Raw genomic sequence first — 21,874 nt, 5'->3', positions numbered from 1 at the left:
GCCGGTGGTGGACCGGGTCTGCTTAAGGCGGGTTCAATATACCGACGGGGCGCTTCAGCGCCACGCTTTTTTTCGCTGCGCCGCGGATAGCCTTCCGTACCGCGGTGCCTGCTGACGGATCCTCCCGGGAACCCGGAAAATCAGTACTTCAACCCCGTGTAGAGCCGCTCGTCCACGCGGGCGACCAGGACCCGCGCCTCCCGCCTGCGCACCCACCGCGCCACGGCGTCGCGGGTTTCGTCCAGGGTGCTTACGGTCTCCGCGGGGATTCCGAATCCTTCGGCGACCTTCACCCAGTCCACCGGTGCGAAGTCGACACCGGTCACGGGAAGTTCCCTGGCCTGCTGGGCGATCTTGATGACCGCCAGCGAAGCGTCGTACAGGACGACAATCAACGGCGCGATGCCGGTTCGCTTGATCGTCTCGAGTTCATGGACCATCATGGCGAAGGCGCCGTCTCCCGTCACCGCCGCAACCGGTCGGTCGGGCAGGGCCATGGCCGCGCCCATGGCCGCGCCTACCCCGTAACCCATGGAAGAAAGGCCGTTGGACATGAGAAAGGTGCCCGGTTCCGGCGCACGCCATCGCTGTCCCATTACGTTCTTGTGCGCGCCCACGTCCGAGGAAACGACGACGTCGTCCGGGAGCGCGTCCCGCAGGGCGCCCACCAGGTGATAGGGCGACATGCCTTCCGGTCCCTCCTCGGACGGCGGGTGGTAGACCGCGTCGACCCGGGCCCTCAGATAACCGATATCGTCGGCCGTCCACAGGCATCGCCCGTGGTATCCTTCCGTGATGCGGCCCAGGAGGGCGGACACGTCGCCCACGCAGGCCGCCGGCGGCGTAAAGGTACCGAACCCCACGGGGGCGTTGGCGATGATCTGCAGCGGCGCGTCGAAATGCCAGAGCCGGGAGACCTCCACCGGATCGAAGCCGATGCCCAGCACGCAGTCGCTTCGCTGCAGCCACTCGATGATCCGGTCTTCACCGGCGGCCGGCGCGATCGTGCCAAGGAAACCGTCTCCGAGTTCATCGGCGATCCCCTTCGCCTGCACGGTCGACACATAGGGCAGGCCGGTATCGCGCAGGAAACGGCGGACAGCCGACGCGTCCCTGGCCGCGTCCATGGCGATGCCGACCACGGCGACGGGTCTTTCGGCGCCGTTCAACGTGGACAGGATGCGGGGCAGGTCCGATTCGTCTGCGGGGGTCGCAAGCGGTGGAAGCACGGTCCCGCGGCCGGCCTGGCTGCCCGCGGAATCCGGGCCGGCGGCCGGCTTTCCCGCCACGTCCGACGGCAGGGAGAGGTATACCGGCCCCCGCCGCGGGCCCCCCCCCCCGGGGGGCCCGGGTTTGCCAGGGGCCTCCCACGCCCCGCCGTGAAAGGGGGCCGACCACCGGGTGATGGGGGTGAACAGGTCGATCAGCGGCAGGTTCTGCTTGTTGCTCCGGTGGTGCCTTTCCGTGGACGTCCGCGCGGAGATGGCCAGGACGGAGTCGCGGTCCAGGTAGGCGGTACCCACGCCGAGCACCAGGTTGCAGGCGCCGGGTCCCAGGGTCGCCACGCAGACCCCCGGAGTGCCGGTCAGGCGTCCTACGGCCGCCGCCATGAAGGCCGCCGTGGACTCCTGTCCGGTCAGGACGAACCGGATCCCCGACCGTTCCAGTGCGTCGATAAGCTCAAGCACTTCACCGCCGGGATGGCCGAAAGCGAATCGGACGCCGGCTTCGTGAAGGGTTCGCGCGATAACCTCCGCGCAGGTGTGATTTCGGGTTGAACCGGTCACCATCTACTCGGAGGTTACCAGGTCTGTGCGTTTCAGGCGGATCCGGTCGAAGCTCTCCGCGGATATGACGTAGTACCATTGTGCGAATCGGGCGTTCAGGTCCGCGGAGGTCCGCCGTCCCGTATCGACGCTTTGCCGCCAGGTCTCGTGTTTTTCGTGGAGATCGGCATTGGTCCGGTCGGCCTCGGTCCGGAGGGAGTCCGCCCGGGCCTGGAAACCCAGGTCGGTGGGCTCGGGCGGTTCCGGGAAGAGGCTCGCGTCGAATCCGGTCGTGATGAACAGGTAACGGTTCTCGCCCGGTCCCGCGGGGCTTCCGGCTCCAAAGCCGCCAGGGCCGCCGGAGCCGAGCGAACCGCCCGGACTACCCGCTCCACCCGCACTGCCCGCACCTATCAGGCCGGCCGTAACCTCGTCTCCTACGCCGTACACGATCTCCCCGAACCGCAACGTATAGATGACCCCGTCCTCCGTGCGGACCTGGGTTTCACCTTCGTTGGACACCAGCTGGCCGTCCCCCGTGAAGTAATAGCCCTTCTGCTGCAGTGAGGCCAGATCGCTCCGGGTGATGCTGATGCCTTCGTCGTTGTCTTCCAGGCTCCTGGAAAGACCGGCGGGCTTGGGCCGGACGCCCACGATGGTCAACTCGTCCAGGGCCTTGAGCAGGTCTTCCATCTTCACCGCGTCGACCTTCTGCCCGGTCCGCATGCGGTTGGCCGTCCAGTCGGGATCCCCTTTAGACAGCACGATCGTGTCGCGCTGGTCCAGCATGCGGGTACGCTCGTCTATGGAGTAGTCTTTCAGAATCACCTGTTCAATACGCGCCTGGTCCACTTCCAGCAGGTCCTTTTCGATCCAGTCGCCGAACCGGGAGGAGACGTCCACGTCGAACCGCGCCGCGTAGGTCCGCTTCTGGCCGGGCACCCTCAGGTAGCGGTACTGACCTTCCCGGCCCGGAACGGTCCTGCCGACGATGAGGTCGGCGAGCAGGTTGTCGTTTCCGTCCTTGATCGTAACGCGCTTACCGCGCCCGGACAGGGAGGCGATCGACTCGTCCAGCGGATCCACCACGCCCAGTGCCTCGTGGTCCGCGGCGATCTCGGCGACCACGTCGTCCTTGCGGACCTCGATGAGCCCGGCGGCCGTGCGGGCCAGGCGGTCCTTGTCGTCGGCGGGGTAGTTGTGATGGGAGGGGATGCGCCAGCGCGTGCCTTTGAACACCACGCTGAAGGCGTTGATCCCTCCGGTCGCTTCGTTGAAGTCGATGACTTCGAGGGAGACCGCGTCGTTCGGATCGGCGAAATCCGGAAAGAAAGCCTCGCCGCGGTCCGAGAAAGCTTCCGGCGTCGGGTCGGCCGGAGCCGCGAGGAAGGCGGCGGCGGTCACCACGGCCGCCGCGGCGACGAAGGCCAGGGTCTTGCGTGTTTCGTCCATGGTCAGCTCCTCAGCCGCCGCGCGGCGGCGGCCGCTTCGTTCTCGCGACGCCTGCGCCGGAGGAAGATGAATACGCCCAGGAGGAAGACCGGCACGGGCGGAAGCAGGGCGGCCAGGTTCTTGATGGTGTTCTGGATCAGCCGGATCTGGCTTTCCATCATCTCCTTGCTTTCCTCGATCCTGGCTTCCTTTTCGGCCTCGATATTGGTCTGCAGCGTCTCGAACCGCCGGTTCTCCACTTCCTCCAGGTTGCGGACCATGATCCGCCGGGTCTGCTCGTCCAGGTCGGTCCGCTGGCGGACCTCGTCCACCCGGGCCGTGAGCCGGCGCCGGGCCTGGTCCAGCGCCGCCTGCGCCTCCTCCTCGGCGGCGTCCTCGTCCCTGACCCGCTGCTCCGTGTAGGCCATGGTCTGCCTTTCGACGGTCTCGAGCGTGCGGTAACGCACCCGCTTGCTGCGCAGGGCGATGAAGGATTCGTCTCCGACCAGCACGTCCATGAGGTTAAGGAAGAAGGTGACGTTGTCGAAGCTCAGCCCGGCGGCGCCCATGCGGCGGATGTCGAAGAACTGCTGCGAAGCGAAATCCACGTCGGCCACGACAACCAGGTTGACCGACGCTTTGTCTCCGGCGCCGGGCGCGTCGTCGCCGGCCGCGGCTCCGGCCGCGCCTTCCGCTTGAGATTCATTGCCTTCCGCGCCTGCCGTTCCGGCCGCGTTGCCCGTGACGTGGGCCGCCACCGTGTAGGCGTTCTGGCTCGCGCGCCGCGGGATATTGGTGAGCACCAGTTGCGATCCGCCGAAGAAGTTGCGCTGGACGAGCTGGGAATAGGCGGTCAGCCCCGACATATTACCGCTTTGCACCAGGGGGGTGAACGTGAAGTCCGCCGAGCCGGCATGCTGCAGCCGGCCCGGGAAGATGAAGACGAGTTCCTGCAGCGACGCGGTGCTGACGGCTTCCCGGTTGAAGGTGTCCGGATTCTCGTTGCCCGGGGACGCGAAGACCACTTCCGGCGGGAGGTGGGCCATGCCGGGGTGGGGGTTGTACTGGTCCCATACGATCAGGCCGGTGGTCCATTCCACGCCGAATCTGCGCAGCAGGCCCTGGATATCGCCCTTCGGCACGGGAGCGGGCTGCTGGTTGCCGGCGAAGGGATTGGCGCTTGCCCCCTTCTGCTCGGAAGGGGAAAGGGCCAGGTTGAAGGAGGGCAGCGGGTCCGTCAGGAGCAGCGTGGGGTTCCCCGAGGCGATGTATTCCGACAGCCGGTCCATTTCGGGTTGGGTCAGGGTGTTGGGCAGGGCGGCCAGGAGCACGTCCAGGTCATCGGGATAGTCCTCCTGGGGCTGGACCTGCACCACGTCGTACTGTTTGCGCAGCTCCTCGGTCATGGCCCAGGGCTGCCGGCTTTGCATGGTGTTGAAATCGAATCCGCCGAAGAGCCGCACTTCCGTGGCGAGTATGCCGAGTTTCGCGCGGTCCGCCCGGGCGGCCACGCGCAGGCTGCGCACCAGTTCGTACTCGACGGGGAGTCCTGAATCCAGGAACCCGATCACCTGTTCCTCGGGACCGCAGGTGACGGCGATGCCGGCGAAGACGTTCGTGAACCCCGAACGGGCGCTGCGCAGATTAGGCAGTTCGAGGGGAGTTATGCCGAATCGCTCCCTGGCCTCCCGGGCCTCGGGAGAGTACATCTCCGTGGCCTGGATCCGTACCTGGACCCGGCTGCCGCCCACGGCGTCCAGCTCCTTGAGCACGTCGATCAGGCCCGATCGGGTCTGTACGTAGGACTCCGGCACCTCCGGACTCACGAAGGCCTGGATGAACACGGGCCGCTCCGGGTCCAGCTCCGACAGCATCTGCACGGTCTCGTCGGAAAGCGAATGGAGCCCTTCGGCGGTTACGTCCAGGCGGACGCCTGCACGGCCCAGGATGACGTTCAGTCCGATGACCACCGCGACGAGGGCCGCCGCCCTCGCGCCATGGTGGATCCCCATCCGGTATCCGCCGGCCTGCACGGGCCAGTGGCGCCGGCCGATCAGCACCACGTTGAGATACAGCATCAGACCGGCGACGGAGACGAAGTGGACCAGTCCGGAGAAACTGACGACGCCGCGCGCGAAGTCGTCGAAGGCGGTGAACAACCCCAAGGGCGAAAGCAGGCTCCGCAACCCGTCGCTGATACCGCCGGCTATGGGACCGATGAGAACGAAGGCGGCGCAGAACAGCGCGCCGAGGATGAAGGCGATGGTGACGTGCGAGGTCAGCAGGGACGCCAGCATGCCGACGGAGATGAGGGCGGCGCCGGCGAGCCAGTATCCCAGGTAGTTTCCGACCATGAGCCCAAGGTCGGGACTGCCGAGAAACATCAGGACCAGCACGTGGGTCAGGGACAGCGCGAGCGAGGCCGTATAGACGCCCACCACCGAGAGGTATTTCCCCAGGACGATCTCCAGGTCCGTCGCCGGGAGCGTGAGCAGCAGTTCATCCGTACCCTGCCGGGTTTCCTCGGCCCAGACGCCCATGGTCAGTGCCGGGATGAAGAAGAGCAGCAGGTAGGGGAACACGGCGTTCAGCTGATCGAGGTTCGCCAGGTTGTTCAGGAAGAACGGGACCTGCCAGAACGCGGCGGCCGCGCTGAGGAAGATGAACAGCGTAACGAAGACGTATCCCGTGGGATTGCTGAAGGCCAGGCGCAGGTCCCTTCGGACGATGGCCGCCACCAGCCTGACGTTGATTCGGTTTGCCGGGCCGAGGTTCATTCACCCGCCTCCCCGCCGTGTCCGGTCAACGCGTGGAAAGACTCCTCCAGTGATCCGCCGCGGCGCAGATCGGCAGGCGGACCATCGAAGACCAGCCTGCCCTCGTTGATCAGGAGAACGCGGTCGGCGATGAGATCCACTTCCTGCAGGATGTGGGTGGAGAGCAGGATGGTCCTGGTCTGCCCGAGCAACCGGATATCCTGGCGGAAGTCCCGGATCTGGTTCGGGTCGAGCCCGGCGGTCGGTTCGTCCATGATGAGCACGTCGGGGTCGTGGAGCAGGGCCTGCGCGAGGCCGACCCGCTGCTTGTTGCCCCGGGACAGCTTGTCGATGGGCTTTTCCAGCGCTTCGTGAAGGCTGCACCGGTCGATGACGTAATCCATGCGCTCGGACAGCCGAAGCCGATCGAGACCACGGGCTTCGCCGAAGAACCGCAGGAGTTCCAGCGGCGTCATGTTCTGGTACAGCGGACCGTTCTCCGGGAGGTATCCAAGATGCCTCGACATGGAGAGGCGGTCGCTTCTCACGTCGAGTCCGGCGATGGCCGCGGTGCCCGCGCTGGCGCCCAGGTACCCGCTGAGGATCTTCATCGTCGTGGACTTGCCCGCGCCGTTCGGTCCGAGGAAGGCCACGATCTGGCCCTCGGGTATGGTAAAGGAGATGTCTTGCACGGCGACGAAGGAACCGTAGTACTTGCACAGGCTCCTCGCCTCGATCATGGTTTTCCCGGACACCCCTGTTCTCGCTCCTTTTATTACATTAAAAAAGCAGATGTCCGCGTACTTTTCGCATTCCTTTTTTCGCGGCGTCGGATAATAACAAGGGGCCCTGTCCGTGTCAAGTCCGTATTGTGCGAAGGCGCGAAATCACTTGACAAATCGGCTGAAATGGCGCAATATTACGTGACTGAAACAAGCAAAAAGATTCCGAAAGTTGCACCATTTTGGATGGGTCCGTTTACCGCGTGACGAGTCCGGCATGAAACTGCTTACGCTCTCCTCCGTCCTGGTATTCGCCTTTCTGTTTACCAGTCCGCCGCATCACTGTCATGGACTGGAAACGGACGCCGCGATTGCGGACCATAGCCAGGGCTGCCTTTTCGGCGCCGCGTCCTCCGCGGTGCTTGTAGACTCGCCTCCTTCCCTCCCGGACCACGCGTTCATCGGCTACGTGGCCGCCGCGCCTGAAACCGGGTATCCCCAGACACGAAACGCGCAGCACCTCAACCGCGCTCCGCCCTTTCCCTGATCCGACACTCCGCTGGCTCCGGCCGATCGCCTGATCCACACGGCACGGTCCGCGACCCATTTTAGTCAAAACCGATTCAATTGTTCTGGCCGGACATCGGCTGCGACATGGGTTCTGACGACGGTCGCGTCGCCGGCCGCGCCGGCCCCGGTCGAAGTAGCACCGATCATGGTTGAGGCCGCGCCGGCCCCAGACGTGACCGCGCCGACCCTTATGCCGGTCGAACCGACCCTGACGTCGGGCGAACCAGCCAGGAGGCCGGCCGAAACAGTCCCGGTCGAGACCGACACCCTGGGCACCACACAGTAACCGTTCGATTCAGACAGCAGCATCCATTCAACCCACGCATCACAACACATTGAGGAGAAGCTCGATATGTTCAGGCATCGCTGGAACGTACTTTCCATTCTGACCGCCGCGGTATTCGTCTCCGCCGCATTGACGTTCGGCTGCGCTGATGACGACGCCAGTCCTACCGGTCCCGACGATCCGGATGAACATGAGGAAGACGACCATGACGACGACCACGACCACGGACCGGGCGAGGAAGAACTCATCACGACGCTTGCGATCACCCTTACGCCCAGTGGCGGTGGATCGTCGATTACCGTGCGGTTCCGGGACCTGGACGGCGAAGGCGGCAACGCGCCAGTCGTGGACGTGCTGGCCGTAACCGCGGGAACGGATTACAACGGTATGGTCGAGGTATTGAACGAGACCGAAACCCCTCCTGAGGACATCACCGAGGAGGTGGAGGAGGAAGCCGAGGCCCACCAGTTCTTCTTTGAGACCCTCGGGGGTTTCTCAGCGGCTACCGTGGAATACGCGGACAAGGAGTCCGACTACGTGTCGAATTCGGGAGCGGACCATCCCGTTGGCCTCGCATTTACCCTTTCCGTGCCGGAAAATGCGCAGAACGGCCAGTTACGCGTCATTCTGAGTCACTTTGATGAAGCACCCAAGGACGGCGTGAACCAGAGCGACGAGACGGACATCGACGTAACCTTCGAAGTCCTCGTGCGTTAATGCGTCTGGTAGCATTTAACACGTTAAGTAGTCTTAATGCAGTGTGAGTTGCTTGCAGAGTGATCTGTTCGCGGAATCGCGCGCCTGGGGGTTTCCCATGAATGCAACGAAAACCCTGAGCGTCATCCTGGCGACAGCCGTGTCCTGCCTGGTCCTTCCGGCCGTAGCGCATGCCGCCACGGTGACCGGCAAGGTGCTGAACGAGGCCGGAGCGCCATTGCAGGCGGTGACCGTTATCCTGCCCGATCTCGAAATCGGGGCGTTCTCCGACGAGGAAGGCCGGTTTCGCCTGGAGAACGTGCCGGTGGGCAGGCACACGATCGAGTTCCGGTTCGTCGGTTACCGAACGATCCGAAGCGAGGTGGTCGTCTCCGAATCCGAGCCGAAGGTGCTGGAAGTAAGCATGCAACCGGAGGCGCTTATCGGCGAGGAGGTCACCGTCACGGGCGACCGGGACCTGGCGGGCGAGCTCACCGGGTCCACCCAGTCCGTACTCGTCCTGCCCCTTTCCGAACTGGAGGAACGGCGGGGCCAGACCGTGGGCGAGACGCTGGAATCCCTGCCGGGCGTATCCACCCTGACCACGGGCCCGGCCGTATCGAAGCCGGTGCTGCGAGGCGTCCACAGTGCCCGAGTCCTCGTGCTCAACGCCGGAATTACCCAGGAAGGACAGCAGTGGGGCGGAGATCACGCCCCGGAGATCGATCCCTTTTCCCCGGCCCGCATCGAGGTGCTCAAGGGCGCCGCCGGCGTGCAATACGGCGCCGGCGCCATCGGCGGCGTCATCCGCATTGAACCGCCGGAACTGCCCACGAGACCGGGCATGGGCGGCCGGATCAACACGAATCTGTTCTCCAATAACCGGCAAGGCGCGGGTTCGCTGCTCCTTCAGGGCGCCCTGCGGCAGCTTGGGGGACTCAAGTGGCGGGTCCAGGGTAGCCTGCGCCGGGCGGGCGACGCCCACGCACCGGTCCACGTCATACGGAATTCCGGGTTCGACGAGCGGGACTATTCGATGGCGCTGGGTTATACGACGGACCGCGTGGACACCGAAGCCTACTTCAGCCATTTCGGCACCTGGATCGGGATCTTCAAAGGGGCCCACATCGGCAACACCACGGACCTGCGAAGGTCCATTGAGCGCGGCGAGCCGACCATCGTGGGTTCCTTCACCTACGAAATCGATAATCCGCGCCAGCGGGTGGACCACGATCTCCTTTCCGTTCGATCCCTTGTACGTTTTGAAGGGAGGGGCAATCTCGAACTCCGGTACGGACAGCAGTACAACCGGCGCGAGGAGTGGGACTCCCACGCCAGGAGCGGCGGTGTGGCCAGGCCCGGCTTCTCCCAGGGGCTGCAGACCCACAGCGGCGACGCGATCTTCCAGCACCGCAATTTCGGAAACTGGTACGGAAAAGTCGGCGTCAGCGGCATGCGCCAGGAGAACAAGCGCTTCAGTACCGGTTTCCTGATTCCCGACTTTCTGGCCTACAGTGCCGGCGTGTTCGCCCTGGAGTCCTGGACGAAGGGAAAGACCACGCTGGAGACGGGTCTGCGTTACGACTACCGGTGGATGGAGATCTACTCGAACACGGGCCGCCGCGCTACCGAGATCGTCGATGGCGGCATTTTTTCCTACCGCAACATGACCGGTGTGCTCGGCCTGATCTACGAGTTGACGCCGGACATGGCCCTCGCCGCCAACGTCGGCCGGGCCTGGCGGCCTCCCGGGGTGAACGAACTGTACAGTCACGGCGTCCATCACGGCACGGCGCAGTTCGAAATCGGAGACAAGGAACTGGGCACGGAATCGAGCCTGAACACGGACCTGACCTTGCGGTACCAGGGGGACCGGGGCCGCGGCGAACTGGGGCTTTTCCGTTCCCATTACAGCAACTACATCTCGCTGTTGCCGGCGGACGATCTCGTCTTAACCATCAGAGGCGCATTTCCCAAATTCACCTACGTCCAGTCCGACGCGGTGATCCAGGGATTCGACGGGTACCTGGAATACGAACTGACGCCGCACATCGACACCCATCTGTCCGCCTCCTTCGTTCGTGGGCGGAACACGGCGGAAAGCCAGCCCCTGTACCAGATGCCGGCCACCCGGTTCATCGCCGGCCTTAGTTTCCACCTGCCCACCGGCGGGCGGCTCCTTGACGCCGGTATCGGGCTCGAAGGCCGTTTCGTCTTGCGGCAGAACAACTTTCCCGAAGGCATCGACTATGCGGACCCGCCGGCCGGCTACGAGCTCTTCGACCTGGACCTGCACGCTGAAATCGCCGTGGCCGACCAGCCCGTGCGCGTGCAGTTCGGCGTTCGCAACCTGTTCAACCAGCGGTACCGGGACTACTTGAGCCGTTTCAGGTACTACATCGACAATCCGGGCCGCAACGTCACATTCGGCCTGTCCATTCCCTTCGGACAGTCTATTGAGCAATAGAAACCGATTGACAAACCGTCCCTCACCGATTAAATTCGAGCAACTGGCATTTCGTCGTATCTGTTCCATTTCTTTGATAGATCAAGCCACCTGGTGACGGGTCTCCCATGAAACTCCTCACGCTGTCCTTCGCCGTCGCGTTTGCCGTGTATTTCGCGCATCCCCCGCACGACTGCGATGAGTTGGAGACCGACGCCGGACATGTGGAACACTGCCAGATCTGCCTTTGCGCCGCCGCGTTCACCGCGGTGCTTGAGCAGTCATCCCCAACCCTCCCGGACTACGATATCGTCGGCTTCGCAGCCGGCGCATCGCAACCTGGGCACCCCCGTATACAGGCCAAGCAGCACCGTAACCGCGCACCGCCCCTTCCCTGACCTGCCAGCCCGGATGATCCGGACAAACGCCTGAATCTATCAGGCGCGGTCCGTAACCGATTCCAGACATCCCTGGCTTGTAAATCCAGCCATTCAAGTCTTCCAGACCGTTCTGGCCGTCCAGACCTATCTGACCGTGCGAGTCGCAGGCCGTGTCAATACCGCCCGGACGAATCCAAGTACAGATGGTATCGTGCCGATTCCATTCATCGGCTCAGGGTTCTCCAGCATCGGTCAGCAGTGAATTTCGAAATGGAACCTGCGGTCCAGGTCCCGGGTATTCGGGATCGGAGCACCGCAGCCGTTCGCGGAACCTGATCCCGCGCTTCCCCGTGCGAGCGGCAGCGGGTTGTACCGGACCGATGCACGGGCTCGAGCATCGCGCGGTCCTGCTGACGGAGTCTGGTACGCGGTCCTGCTGACGGAGCCTGGCTCGCAGGCTGATTATCGGAATCGAGAAATTAGGATATCGAGACATGGAGTCTCAGGTACGGAATGTTCAGATTACTTCACGCAGCACAGCAAAGGAAGAGAAGCTCAAAATGTTGAAATACCGATGGAACTTACTGTCCGTCATGACCGCCGCGATGTTGGCCGCCGCGCTGACGTTTTCCTGCGCCGACGATAATGACTCCAATCCAATGGGTCCGGACGATCCTGACGAACATCATGAGGACGACGACCACGACGACGATCATGGCCACGACCACGGACCGGGAGAAGTAGAGCTCTTCACGACAATCAAGGTCACGCTGACGCCCCAGGGAGGGGGATCGTCGCTCACCGTGCAGTTCCAGGACCTCGATGGTGAAGGCGGCAACGACCCGGTCGTGGACAGAATCGTCGTAGACGCCGGTACGGTTTACGACGGGATGTTGCTTGAGTTGAACGAGCTGGAAACCCCGCCGGAGGACATCACCGAGGAAGTTAAAGAGGAAGCCGAGGCCCATCAGGTGTTTTTCGCAACACTCGGGGGATTTTCGCCGGCAACCGTCGCTTATGCGGACAAGGAATCCGATTATGTGACGAACACGGGCGCCGATCATCCCGTCGGACTCAAATTTACGCTTACGGTCCCCGCTAACGCGCGGAACGGTCAGTTCCGGATCTCTCAGAGTCATTACGACGCCGGACCCAAAGACGGCGTGACACCGAGCGACGAGACGGATTTCGAAGTGACCTTCGAAGTCGAAGTGCGGTCATAGTACGGTCACGGCCGTGGTCCATTCGCGGTACGGTCACGGCCGTGGCCTGTTCCCCTTAAACGCGGGCTTGGAGTGATTGCAAATGAAAGCGACGAAAGTACGGTGCGCCATCCTGGCGATCGCCCTGTCCTGCCTCTTATTTCCGGCAGCGGCACGGGCCGCTACGGTGAGCGGAAAGGTGCTGAGCGAGCGCGGCGATCCGTTGCCGGCGGTGACCGTTGTTTTGCCGGCGCTCGAAATCGGTGCGTTTACAGATGAAAAAGGCGTATTCCGGCTGGAAAACGTACCCCAGGGCCGCCACACGATCGAATTCCGGTTTATCGGCTACCGGACGATCCGGAGCGAGGTGATCGTCTCCGAAACCGAACCGAAGGCGCTTGAAGTGAGCATGCAGCCGGAGGTGCTTCTCGGCGAGGAGGTCACCGTCACGGGCGACCGGGACCTGGTGGGCGAACTCACCGGGTCCAGCCAGTCCGTTCTCGTCCTGCCCCCGTCCGCTCTGGAGGAACGCCGTGGCCAGACGCTGGGCGAGACGCTGGAGTCCCTGCCGGGCGTATCCTCCCTGACCACGGGACCGGCCATTTCGAAGCCCGTGGTGCGCGGCGTGCACAGCGCCCGGGTGCTGGTACTCAACGCCGGGGTTACCCAGGAAGGACAGCAATGGGGCGGAGACCACGCACCCGAGATCGACCCCTTTGCACCTGCCCGCATCGAGGTGCTCAAGGGCGCCGCCGGCGTGCAGTACGGCGCCGGGGCCATCGGGGGCGTAATCCGCATCGAACCGCCGGAACTGCCCGTGGATCCGGGAGTGGGCGGCCGGTTCAACACGAATCTCTTTTCCAACAACAAACAGGGGGCGGCTTCCCTCCTCCTGCAGGGAGCGCTTCACCGCATTCCGGGACTCAAGTGGCGGGTGCAGGGCAGTCTTCGCCGGGCGGGCGATGCCCGGGCGCCGAAGCACGTCATACGGAATTCCGGATTCGATGAAAAAAACTACTCCGTGGCACTGGGTTATTCGACGGACCGGGTGGACACGGAGGCTTATTTCAGTCATTTCGGTACCTGGCTGGGGATCTACAAAGGCGCCCACATCGGCAACACCACGGATCTGAGACGGGCCATTGAGCGGGGCGACCCTTGGGTCTCGGGCGAATTCACCTACGAAATCGACAATCCGCGCCAGCGGGTGGACCACGATCTTCTGTCCGTTCGGTCTCTGGTACGCTTCGACGGGGTGGGAAATCTCGAACTGCGGTACGGCCAGCAGTACAACCGGCGCGAGGAATGGGACTCCACACGAAGCGGCGCCCCGCCTGTAAGGCCCGGGTTCGACCTGGGACTGCAGACGCACAGCGGCGAAGTGATCTTCCACCACAGGAACTTTGGAAACTGGTACGGAAAGATCGGCGTCAGCGGCATGCGTCAGCGGAACGAGCGGTTCAGCACGGGGTTCCTCATCCCCGATTTCCTGGCCTTTAGTTCAGGGGTGTTCGCCCTGGAATCCTGGACGAAGGGCAAGACCACGGTTGATACCGGTTTGCGATACGACTACCGCTGGGCGGAGATCTACTCGAACGAAGGACGGCGTGCCACCGAGATTGTCGAAGGAGGAATCTTCACCTACCGCAACATGACCGGGGTGATCGGCCTGATCCACGAATTGACCCCGACACTGGCCGTCGCCGCCAACATCGGCAGGGCCTGGCGTCCACCCGGGGTGAACGAGTTATACAGTTACGGCGTTCATCATGGTACGGCGCAGTTCGAAATCGGAGACAGGGAACTGGACACGGAATCGAGCCTGAACACGGATCTCACCCTGCGGTACCGGGGGGACCGGGGCCACGGCGAGCTGGGGTTCTTCAGATCGAATTATCGCAACTTCATATCGCTGCTGCCGGCTGGCGATCTTGTGTTGACAATCCGGGGTGCGTTCCCCAAATTTACCTATGTCCAGTCCGACGCGGTGATCCAGGGATTAGACGGATACCTGGAATACGACTTGACCCGGTACATGGGCACCTATCTGTCCGCCTCGATCGTCCGTGGACGAGACACGTCGGAAAACGAGCCCCTGTTCCAGATGCCGCCCACCCGGTTGATCACCGGCATTGATTTACGCCTGCCCGCCGCCGGGCACCTGCTGGAAGCCGGGATTGGATTCGAAGGCCATTTCGTCCTGCGGCAGGAGCATTTTCCTGAAGGTATCGATTTTGCGGACCCGCCAGCCGGCTACAACCTCTTCGACGTGCTGCTGCACGCGGAGGTAGCCGTGGCCGATCAACCGGTCCGCATGCAGTTCGGCGTGCACAATCTGTTCAACAAGCGCTACCGGGACTACCTGAGCCGGTTCCGCTATTTTACCGACGATCCGGGTCGGAATGTTACGATCAGCCTGTCCGTACCGTTCGGACAGGCCATGGAGGAATAACACGATGTACCGTGTTCGTACATCCCCGCGCGCCCTGCCCCCGTTCTACTTCGCTGTTCTGCTGGCCGCCTACCTGGCTGTGCAGACCGTGCAGACCGCCGGTCCGGCGTCGGCGCAGGAGCGGGAGATCGTCCCGCTGCGCATCCTGGAAGCGCTGCACATGGACGGCGTCCTGGACGAGGATATCTGGCAGAACGCCCTGGCCGCCAGCGGCTTCACCCAGCAACGCCCAGACGAAGGCCAGCCGGCGTCCGAGCGGACCGAGGTGCGGGTCCTCTATGACGAACAGACGATGTACATCGGCGTCTGGGCCTACGACTCGGACCCCTCCCAGATCATCGCCACCCAGATGGCGCGGGACGGCGATCTGGCGGACGACGACTACTTCCAGATCATCCTGGACACGTTCATGGACCGGCAGAACGGCATTCTCTTCGCCACCAACCCGGACGGCGCCCGCTATGACGCCCAGGTGCGCAACGAGGGCCGTTCGGAAGGCCGCTTCAATACCAACATCCTGACGGACTGGAACGGCGTGTGGGACGTATACACCTCCCGGAACGAAGAGGGGTGGTACGCCGAGATGGCCATTCCCTGGAGCACGCTGCGCTTCGAGACCGGGGACGACGTGGATTTCGGGATCAACCTGGAGCGCCAGATCCGCCGCCGCAACGAACAGTCCTTCTGGGCGCCCGTCATCCGTCCCTTCAACATCTCCCAGGTGTCGGTGGCCGGCACGCTGTCGGGCATGAACCTCACGCGGCACGACCACCGTTACCTGCAGGTTACGCCGTACTCCCTGGGCGGGGCCACGTGGACCTACGAGCCCGGCCCTTCGACGCGGGACGAAGACTTCGACGGCGGGGTGGACGTCAAGTACGGCCTGACCAACAACCTGTCCCTCGACCTGACCTACAACACGGACTTCTCCCAGGTGGAAGTGGACGACGCGCAGGTCAACCTTACTCAGTTCAACCTGTTCTTTCCCGAAAAACGCGCCTTCTTCCTTGAGAACGGCGGACTGTTCCGCTTCGGCGTGGCCCGGGAGACGGAACTCTTCTACAGCCGCAACGTCGGCCTGGCGCGCGATGGTTCCGGCGCGCTGAGACAGGTGCCGATCACCGGCGGCGGCCGCCTGACGGGCAAGGCCGGACGGACGAACCTGGGCCTGCTGCTCATGCGCACGGGCGACGAGCGGTTCGGCGAAACCAAGCTCGAGGACAACATCTACGCCGTGGCGCGGATCAGCCAGGACGTGGGCGAGAAATCCAACGTGGGATTCATCGTCACCAACCAGCGGGTCGGCGGCGGAGACTACAACCGCGCGGCCGGCGGCGACTTCAACCTGGCCATCGGTCCCAAGCTGGCCGTCAGCGGGTTCCTGGCCGGCACCACCTACCAGACAGGCGAGGAAAGCGAATCGGGCTTCGCGGGACGGCTGTGGTCGCGCTGGAACGGTCCGCTCTGGCAGTTCGAGGGCCTGTACATGGGGGTGTCCGAGTTCTTCAATCCCGGCATGGGCTTCTTCAGCCGACGGAGCCTGGCCCGTAATTTCGGTGGCTTTCACGAGGTTTCGGCCCGTGCGTTTTTCACGCCCGAACCCACCAACAGCATCGTCCGCCGGTACTTTCCCCATATCGTGCTGGCCGCCACGTTCGGCGACGACGGCACGCAGCTGACCCGGCGGGAGCACTACCACTGGGAACTGTTCTTCACCGGCGGCGAGCAGGCCGGGATTACTTTGGACCGCGCCTACCGCAGGATCAGTGAAAGCACGCGTCCGATTCTGGGCGTCAAGCTCCCCGCGGGAAACTACACGGACGCGTCCTCGCGCATGCATTACACGACGAACCTGAGCAAGCCGCTGTTCGCCGACTCCAACTCATCCTCGGCCAGTACATCAACGGGAACCGCCGTTCGCTCAATCTCGAGGGCGGACTGCGCGCCGGTTCGAAATTCACCATTGGACCCCGCTACGAGTTGAACGACGTAACGCTCACCGATAACGGAAACAGGGAGCGGGACGTCACCGCCCATCTGTTCGGCGTCCGGACCAGCTATTCCTTCTCGCCCGACGTGTCCCTCAACGCGCTGGTACAGTGGGATACGAACCAGGACCGGTTCGTGTCGAATTTCCGGTTCAACTACATCATCAGCCCGGGCAGCAACATCTACGTGGTGTACAACGAGCGGCGCGACAACGGGGACGCTACCGAAGCCCTGCTCGGCGACCCGCTGGATCGTACGCTGATCGTCAAGCTGGCCTACCTGTTCGACCTTTGATCAATTCTTCCCGCGGGAGGACTCGCGACCATCTCATGAACGTACTCGGCGGACCACTCACGGGTTGTTCGACGGATCCCCTCACCGGGTTCTATCGCGACGGCGCGTGCAATACCGGATCGGGCGACGCGGGCGTACACTCCGTATGCGCGGTGATGACCGAGGAGTTCCTGGTCTTTTCGAAGGCGGCGGGAAACGATCTCAGCACGCCCGTGCCCGCCTTCGGCTTCCAGGGCCTGAATCCCGGCGACCGCTGGTGCGTCTGCGTGAACCGGTGGAAAGAAGCCTATGACGCGGGCGTGGCGCCGCCGGTGGTGCTAAGCGCCACCCACGCCATGTCCCTGGAATTCGTGTCGCTGGAAGAATTGCAAGCCTGCGCCATGGACGAGGCGTAGACCGGCTGCCCGGCATCGCGGGCGAGGCGTGGAACGGCTTCCGGGCATCGCGGATGACCCGGACACAGCGGGTTTTGTTTTATTTCCTTGATTTTAACGGACGCGCCTATTAGATTTCATCGCTTGGTTGGCAATACCGGCATACCGGCTTTTGAAAATGATTGGCTCGCCTTAGGAGTACAGCATGGCCAAGAGCAAGAACCGTGAACTGGTGAAACTCAAGAGCACGGAAAGCGCGCACTGCTACTACACGAAGAAGAACCGGCGTAACACGACCGCCCGCGTCGAACTCAAGAAGTACGATCCCACGCTGCGGCGGCACGTCATGTACCGGGAAACGCGGTAAGGTCGTTCCTGGAGGCTGACCTCATGTCCAGAAAGTGCAAGTTGACCGGAAAAGGGCCCCTGGTCGGCTTCAACATATCCCACGCCCACAATAAGACCAAGCGGCGCCAGTACCCCAATCTCCAGTTGAAGCGTATCTACGTGCCCGAACTCGGCCGCACGGTGCGCATCAAAATGTCCGTCAGCGCCTTGCGGACGGTCACGAAGATCGGGCTGATGCCCTTCCTGAAGAAACAGGGACTGCGGCTGCAAGACGTGCTGTAGCATCCGGCCTCATGTCGTCCAAGAGCACTTCATCCCACAAGTCCCAGGCGGCCGAGCTCGGACCCCTGGCCGTCGCCGTGGTAACCGTCAGCGACTCCCGCACGCCGGAGACGGATGTCAACGGCAAGTACCTCCGGACACGCATCGAGGAAGCGGGCCACCGGGTCGCCGGCTATCACCTGATCCAGGATGAACCGGACCAGGTCGAATCCGCCCTGGAGGCGAGTACCGGCGATGACGTCCAGATCGTCATATTCAACGGGGGGACCGGCATCTCGAAGAGAGACCGGACCTTCGACGTGCTGAACCGCAGACTGGAAAAGCCGCTGACCGGTTTCGGCGAGCTTTTCCGCATGCTCAGCTACGAACAGGTCGGTGCCGCATCCATGTTGTCCCGCGCCACGGCGGGCGTGTACCGCAACACCGTGGTGATCTCCACCCCCGGCTCCCCGGCCGCGGTGGAACTGGCCTGGGAGAAACTGATCGCGCCGGAGATCGCCCACCTGGGCTGGGAACTGACGCGGTAGTCGTAGACGGGCCGTGCTCCGGCCCGGTTTCATGCCGGACCATCGTCCGATGCACTGAACGCTTCGAATCGAGCAATACGAATCAAGCACGGCCGCCCGGCCATACGTGGGGGCGGTCCCTTTCCAGATCAACACGGAGGTCTTCATGCTGTCCGCTTTTACCAGATCACTGCCGGGTCTCGTGCGCCGCGTCAGTCCGCGCTGCTTCAGTCCGCATCGCGTCAGCCCGCACCGCGCCGGCCCGCGCAACTTCAGGACCCGCGTCCCAATGCTCACCCTGTCCTTCTCGCTGGCCGTTTCGCTGACGCTCTCACTGGCCCTTTCGACGGCCTTCCCCCGCGAGGCCCACGGGCAGACCGCTGACGAAGAAACGGTCACCGCGATCTTCAATGAACGGCTGACTACGGGAGAGATGTACTACCTCCTGGAAGACCTGAGCAAGAACATCGGACCGCGCCTCAGTGGTTCGGAAGGCGCCGAACGCGCAGTGGCATGGGCGAAAGAGGTAATGGAGGGCTACGGCTTCGACCGGGTCTACCTGCAGGAAGTCATGGTGCCCCACTGGGAACGGGGCGAACCGGAACAGGTGCGGATCGTAAACGTCAACGAAGGCATGATCGAGCTGACCGCCCTGGCCATCGGGGGATCGGTGCCGACCGCTCCGGTGGGGCTCACGGCGCCCGTCGTGGTGGTCCACTCCCTGGAAGAAGTGGAAGAACTCGGCCGCGAGGCCGTTGAAGGGAAGATCGTCTTCTATAACCGGCGCTTCGACCAGACGGTGATCGCCACGGGTCCCGGTTACGGTGGCGCGGTAGACCAGCGAACCGCCGGTCCGTCCCAGGCGGCCAGGTTCGGCGCCGTGGGCGTGGTGATCCGGTCGGCCGGTTCGGACTTTGGCGACGCGCCTCACACCGGCGGGCTGCGCTATCTCGAAGACGTGGAGCGCATCCCCGCGGCGGCCCTGGGCTACCAGTCCGCCGACCGCCTGGAACGCGCCCTCGAGGAACAGCCCGAAGCCATGCTTTACATGCGCCTGGCCAGCAAGTGGCACCCCGACGCCCTTTCGCACAACGTGATCGGCGAGATCCGGGGCAGCGAACGGCCGGACGAGATCATCCTGGTGGGTGGTCATCTCGACTCGTGGGACGTGTCTGAAGGCGCCCACGACGACGGCGCGGGCGTGGTCCACTCCATCGGCGTGCTGCGGACCTTTCAGAAACTCGGCATCCAGCCCCGCCACACCATCCGCGCCGTCCTGTTCATGAACGAGGAAAACGGCCTTCGCGGCGGACTCAAGTACGCCGAGGTGGCGAAGGAAACAGGCGAGAACCACGTGATCGCCCTCGAAAGCGACGCCGGCGGCTTCAGCCCGCGGGGATTCGGCGTGTCCGCGGACGATGACGTCATCGAACGCTTCCGGTCGTGGTTGCCCCTGTTTCCCCAGAGCACCATCTCCTACATCAACAAGGGCGGCGGCGGCGCCGATATCGGTCCGCTCCGCAGGGAGACGGGTACTCCGACGATCGGGTTCAACCCCGACTCGCAAAGGGCGTTCGACTACCATCACGCGCCCACCGACGTCTTCGAAGCCGTGAACCGCCGGGAGCTGGAACTGGGCGGCGCGTCCATCGCCACGTTGATCTACCTGATCGACAAGTACGGCCTGAGGGACGATATGGCCCAGTAGGATGGTGGCGATGAAGACGCTCGGGGTCCTGCTCTGCCTGTTGTTCCTTGCCGCGGCCGTACCGGTTCCGGCCGAACGGATCCCGGAACGGGTCCCGGTTCCGGCCGCTGTCTCGAGTTCCACCGCGGGACCAAGTCCGGCCGCGGCTCCGGCCCACGTGTTCTACGTGAGCATTGCGCGGGTCAAGTGGAACGCGGACGATGCGCGCCTCGACATATCCGTGCGGATCTTCACGGACGACCTGGAAGAGGCCATCGTGGCGAAGGGCGGCCCCCGGCTCAGGCTCTGGACCGACCAGGCCCACGCCGACCGAGACCGGCACGTGGCCGAGTATCTGGCCTCCCGGCTGGCCTTTCGAGTCAACGGCGTAGACCGGCAATTGACCTACGCCGGCATGGAGGACGCACTTGACGCCACGGCCTGCCTGGTGCAGATTACGGGTGTGGACCGCGTGGAGACGATTGAGGTCGAGAACAGGATCCTGATCGAAATGTTCGATACGCAGGCCAACGTGATGCGGTTCGAAATAGGCGGCGAGAAGAAATACGTCAACCTGAGCAAGAAAACCGTCACGGGGACGGTTCGTTTCGGGGCATGACGATGTCCGAATTCCAGGTATATCTGCAACTCGGTTTCGACCATATTTCGGACCTGAACGCCTACGACCACATCGTCTTCATCATCGCGCTCTGCGCCGCCTATCCGCTGAACCGGTGGCGTTCGGTCCTCCTGCTGGTCACGGCCTTCACGGTCGGGCACTCGGTCACCCTTGCGCTGGCTACGCTGCGCCTCATCCTGGTCCCGACGGACCTGGTCGAGACGCTCATCCCGGTGACGATCCTGGCGACGTGCCTGATGAACGTGTACCGGCCGTTCGAGGGGAAAATCGGCCGGAAGACGAGCTACGGACTGGCCCTCTTCTTCGGCCTGATCCACGGCCTGGGTTTCTCGAACTACCTGAGGGCGCTGCTCGGCATGGAAGAATCGATCGTCGTGCCGCTCCTGTCCTTCAATATCGGGCTGGAACTGGGCCAGTTGATGATCGTGGCGATCTTCGCGGCCGTGGCCTTCGTGATCCTGCGGATCCTGGGAACGCCGCACCGCCAGTGGAACCTCTTCGTATCGGGTGCGGCCGCCGGCGTATCGGCCATGCTGCTGATCGGGACGAATTGAAGTGGAGGACGCACGATCGTGACGATGGACACGACCATAGAAGAAGTGCTGGAAGACTTCGAATACCTGGATGACTGGGAAGAGCGGTACCAGGAGATCATCGACCTGGGAAGGAAGCTTCCGCCTCTTGACGATACCTACAAGACCGATGCGTACAAGGTCAAGGGTTGCGTGAGCCAGGTCTGGCTCGTTCCCCACGTGGCCGAGACCCTGCCTCCGACCATCAGCTTCGACGCCGACAGCGACGCCCACATCGTCCGCGGCCTCGTGGCCATCCTGCTCATGGTCTATTCGGGGAAGACGCCCCGCCAGATCCTGGACGCCGACATCGAGGGCATCTTCAGCCGGCTGGACCTGGCGTCCCACCTCAGTCCGAGCCGGAGCAACGGCTTCCGGTCCATGGTCAAGAAGATCCGCTCGATCGCAAGCGGCGCGTTGGCGAACTAGACTCGACTGGCCGGGCTTGGCCGCGCGCCCCCGCCCGATCCCATCC

Annotated in this window: 20 protein-coding genes; 16 read left to right on the top strand and 4 right to left on the bottom strand. The window is 63.6% G+C overall.

The annotated features are described in order from the left end of the window. Window positions 1-140 precede the first annotated feature (140 nt). Genes F4Z81_01825 through F4Z81_01810 form a run of 4 tightly spaced genes read right to left on the bottom strand, consistent with a single transcriptional unit; the run spans window position 141 to window position 6,708 of the window. Window positions 141-1,790, bottom strand: coding sequence for a thiamine pyrophosphate-binding protein (locus F4Z81_01825; GenBank protein MXW03785.1), 1,650 nt, complete (start codon window positions 1,788-1,790; stop codon window positions 141-143). Next, window positions 1,791-3,218: a DUF4340 domain-containing protein gene (locus tag F4Z81_01820; protein MXW03784.1), complete on the bottom strand. Its 1,428-nt coding sequence runs from the start codon at window positions 3,216-3,218 to the stop codon at window positions 1,791-1,793. Between the two features lie 2 nt (window positions 3,219-3,220). After that, entirely contained in the window at window positions 3,221-5,974 is a 2,754-nt protein-coding gene (locus F4Z81_01815) for an ABC transporter (protein MXW03783.1), read from the bottom strand. Then, a complete protein-coding gene (locus F4Z81_01810) occupies window positions 5,971-6,708 on the bottom strand; it encodes an ABC transporter ATP-binding protein (GenBank protein ID MXW03782.1) in 738 nt (245 codons plus the stop codon). The genes F4Z81_01815 and F4Z81_01810 overlap by 4 nt, the downstream gene beginning before the upstream one ends. A gap of 244 nt (window positions 6,709-6,952) precedes the next feature. Between F4Z81_01810 and F4Z81_01805 the strand changes: the two genes are divergently transcribed. The 16 genes from F4Z81_01805 (at window position 6,953) to F4Z81_01730 (ending at window position 21,828) form a co-directional block, all read left to right on the top strand. Beyond that, window positions 6,953-7,222: a hypothetical protein gene (locus tag F4Z81_01805; GenBank protein ID MXW03781.1), complete on the top strand. Its 270-nt coding sequence runs from the start codon at window positions 6,953-6,955 to the stop codon at window positions 7,220-7,222. A 375-nt stretch (window positions 7,223-7,597) separates the two neighbouring features. Beyond that, on the top strand, window positions 7,598-8,248 hold the full coding sequence (locus F4Z81_01800) for a type 1 periplasmic binding fold superfamily protein (GenBank protein MXW03780.1): 651 nt from the start codon (window positions 7,598-7,600) through the stop codon (window positions 8,246-8,248). A gap of 97 nt (window positions 8,249-8,345) precedes the next feature. Further along, complete coding sequence (locus F4Z81_01795; GenBank protein ID MXW03779.1) at window positions 8,346-10,694, top strand: TonB-dependent receptor; 2,349 nt, start codon at window positions 8,346-8,348, stop codon at window positions 10,692-10,694. Window positions 10,695-10,801: 107 nt separating this feature from the next. Next, the gene (locus F4Z81_01790) at window positions 10,802-11,071 is read left to right on the top strand and encodes a hypothetical protein (protein ID MXW03778.1); all 270 of its coding nucleotides are present in this window, start codon (window positions 10,802-10,804) and stop codon (window positions 11,069-11,071) included. A gap of 542 nt (window positions 11,072-11,613) precedes the next feature. Beyond that, window positions 11,614-12,276, top strand: a complete 663-nt coding sequence (locus tag F4Z81_01785) for a hypothetical protein (GenBank protein ID MXW03777.1) — start codon at window positions 11,614-11,616, stop codon at window positions 12,274-12,276. An 82-nt stretch (window positions 12,277-12,358) separates the two neighbouring features. Beyond that, window positions 12,359-14,707, top strand: a complete 2,349-nt coding sequence (locus F4Z81_01780) for a TonB-dependent receptor (GenBank protein MXW03776.1) — start codon at window positions 12,359-12,361, stop codon at window positions 14,705-14,707. Continuing rightward, on the top strand, window positions 14,658-16,691 hold the full coding sequence (locus F4Z81_01775) for a carbohydrate binding family 9 domain-containing protein (GenBank protein ID MXW03775.1): 2,034 nt from the start codon (window positions 14,658-14,660) through the stop codon (window positions 16,689-16,691). The genes F4Z81_01780 and F4Z81_01775 overlap by 50 nt, the downstream gene beginning before the upstream one ends. Beyond that, on the top strand, window positions 16,688-16,990 hold the full coding sequence (locus tag F4Z81_01770; GenBank protein ID MXW03774.1) for a hypothetical protein: 303 nt from the start codon (window positions 16,688-16,690) through the stop codon (window positions 16,988-16,990). The genes F4Z81_01775 and F4Z81_01770 overlap by 4 nt, the downstream gene beginning before the upstream one ends. A gap of 35 nt (window positions 16,991-17,025) precedes the next feature. Next, a complete protein-coding gene (locus tag F4Z81_01765) occupies window positions 17,026-17,385 on the top strand; it encodes a DUF2237 domain-containing protein (protein MXW03773.1) in 360 nt (119 codons plus the stop codon). Window positions 17,386-17,569: 184 nt separating this feature from the next. Continuing rightward, window positions 17,570-17,731, top strand: coding sequence for a 50S ribosomal protein L33 (gene rpmG / locus F4Z81_01760; protein ID MXW03772.1), 162 nt, complete (start codon window positions 17,570-17,572; stop codon window positions 17,729-17,731). Between the two features lie 23 nt (window positions 17,732-17,754). After that, entirely contained in the window at window positions 17,755-17,994 is a 240-nt protein-coding gene (gene rpmB, locus F4Z81_01755) for a 50S ribosomal protein L28 (protein MXW03771.1), read from the top strand. A gap of 11 nt (window positions 17,995-18,005) precedes the next feature. After that, window positions 18,006-18,521 carry a molybdenum cofactor biosynthesis protein MoaB gene (locus F4Z81_01750; protein ID MXW03770.1) on the top strand — a complete coding sequence of 172 codons (516 nt, stop codon included), beginning with the start codon at window positions 18,006-18,008 and terminating at the stop codon, window positions 18,519-18,521. Between the two features lie 268 nt (window positions 18,522-18,789). Next, window positions 18,790-20,208 (top strand): M28 family peptidase, encoded by a 1,419-nt coding sequence (locus F4Z81_01745; GenBank protein ID MXW03769.1) that lies wholly within the window; start codon window positions 18,790-18,792, stop codon window positions 20,206-20,208. 10 nt (window positions 20,209-20,218) lie between these two features. After that, window positions 20,219-20,806 (top strand): hypothetical protein, encoded by a 588-nt coding sequence (locus F4Z81_01740; protein MXW03768.1) that lies wholly within the window; start codon window positions 20,219-20,221, stop codon window positions 20,804-20,806. A 2-nt stretch (window positions 20,807-20,808) separates the two neighbouring features. After that, window positions 20,809-21,381, top strand: coding sequence for a HupE/UreJ family protein (locus F4Z81_01735; protein ID MXW03767.1), 573 nt, complete (start codon window positions 20,809-20,811; stop codon window positions 21,379-21,381). Between the two features lie 24 nt (window positions 21,382-21,405). Further along, window positions 21,406-21,828, top strand: a complete 423-nt coding sequence (locus F4Z81_01730) for a SufE family protein (GenBank protein MXW03766.1) — start codon at window positions 21,406-21,408, stop codon at window positions 21,826-21,828. The last annotated feature ends 46 nt before the right edge of the window (window positions 21,829-21,874 follow it).

The organism is Gemmatimonadota bacterium, assembly GCA_009835325.1.
GTDB lineage: Bacteria > JAAXHH01 > JAAXHH01 > JAAXHH01 > JAAXHH01 > JAAXHH01.
Note: the sequence above shows the minus strand (reverse complement) of the source record. Positions and strands in the feature narration are given on the sequence as shown.

Bases quoted from the DNA above. Each gene is read 5' to 3' on its own strand.
- F4Z81_01820 (MXW03784.1), bottom strand. From the start codon at position 3,218: ATGGACGAAACACGCAAGACCCTGGCCTTCGTCGCCGCGGCGGCCGTG.
- F4Z81_01745 (MXW03769.1), top strand. From the start codon at position 18,790: ATGCTCACCCTGTCCTTCTCGCTGGCCGTTTCGCTGACGCTCTCACTG.
- rpmG (MXW03772.1), top strand. From the start codon at position 17,570: ATGGCCAAGAGCAAGAACCGTGAACTGGTGAAACTCAAGAGCACGGAA.
- F4Z81_01795 (MXW03779.1), top strand. From the start codon at position 8,346: ATGAATGCAACGAAAACCCTGAGCGTCATCCTGGCGACAGCCGTGTCC.
- F4Z81_01800 (MXW03780.1), top strand. From the start codon at position 7,598: ATGTTCAGGCATCGCTGGAACGTACTTTCCATTCTGACCGCCGCGGTA.
- F4Z81_01750 (MXW03770.1), top strand. From the start codon at position 18,006: ATGTCGTCCAAGAGCACTTCATCCCACAAGTCCCAGGCGGCCGAGCTC.
- F4Z81_01815 (MXW03783.1), bottom strand. From the start codon at position 5,974: ATGAACCTCGGCCCGGCAAACCGAATCAACGTCAGGCTGGTGGCGGCC.
- F4Z81_01790 (MXW03778.1), top strand. From the start codon at position 10,802: ATGAAACTCCTCACGCTGTCCTTCGCCGTCGCGTTTGCCGTGTATTTC.
- F4Z81_01780 (MXW03776.1), top strand. From the start codon at position 12,359: ATGAAAGCGACGAAAGTACGGTGCGCCATCCTGGCGATCGCCCTGTCC.
- rpmB (MXW03771.1), top strand. From the start codon at position 17,755: ATGTCCAGAAAGTGCAAGTTGACCGGAAAAGGGCCCCTGGTCGGCTTC.
- F4Z81_01765 (MXW03773.1), top strand. From the start codon at position 17,026: ATGAACGTACTCGGCGGACCACTCACGGGTTGTTCGACGGATCCCCTC.
- F4Z81_01805 (MXW03781.1), top strand. From the start codon at position 6,953: ATGAAACTGCTTACGCTCTCCTCCGTCCTGGTATTCGCCTTTCTGTTT.
- F4Z81_01785 (MXW03777.1), top strand. From the start codon at position 11,614: ATGTTGAAATACCGATGGAACTTACTGTCCGTCATGACCGCCGCGATG.
- F4Z81_01735 (MXW03767.1), top strand. From the start codon at position 20,809: ATGTCCGAATTCCAGGTATATCTGCAACTCGGTTTCGACCATATTTCG.
- F4Z81_01730 (MXW03766.1), top strand. From the start codon at position 21,406: ATGGACACGACCATAGAAGAAGTGCTGGAAGACTTCGAATACCTGGAT.
- F4Z81_01775 (MXW03775.1), top strand. From the start codon at position 14,658: ATGTTACGATCAGCCTGTCCGTACCGTTCGGACAGGCCATGGAGGAAT.
- F4Z81_01740 (MXW03768.1), top strand. From the start codon at position 20,219: ATGAAGACGCTCGGGGTCCTGCTCTGCCTGTTGTTCCTTGCCGCGGCC.
- F4Z81_01825 (MXW03785.1), bottom strand. From the start codon at position 1,790: ATGGTGACCGGTTCAACCCGAAATCACACCTGCGCGGAGGTTATCGCG.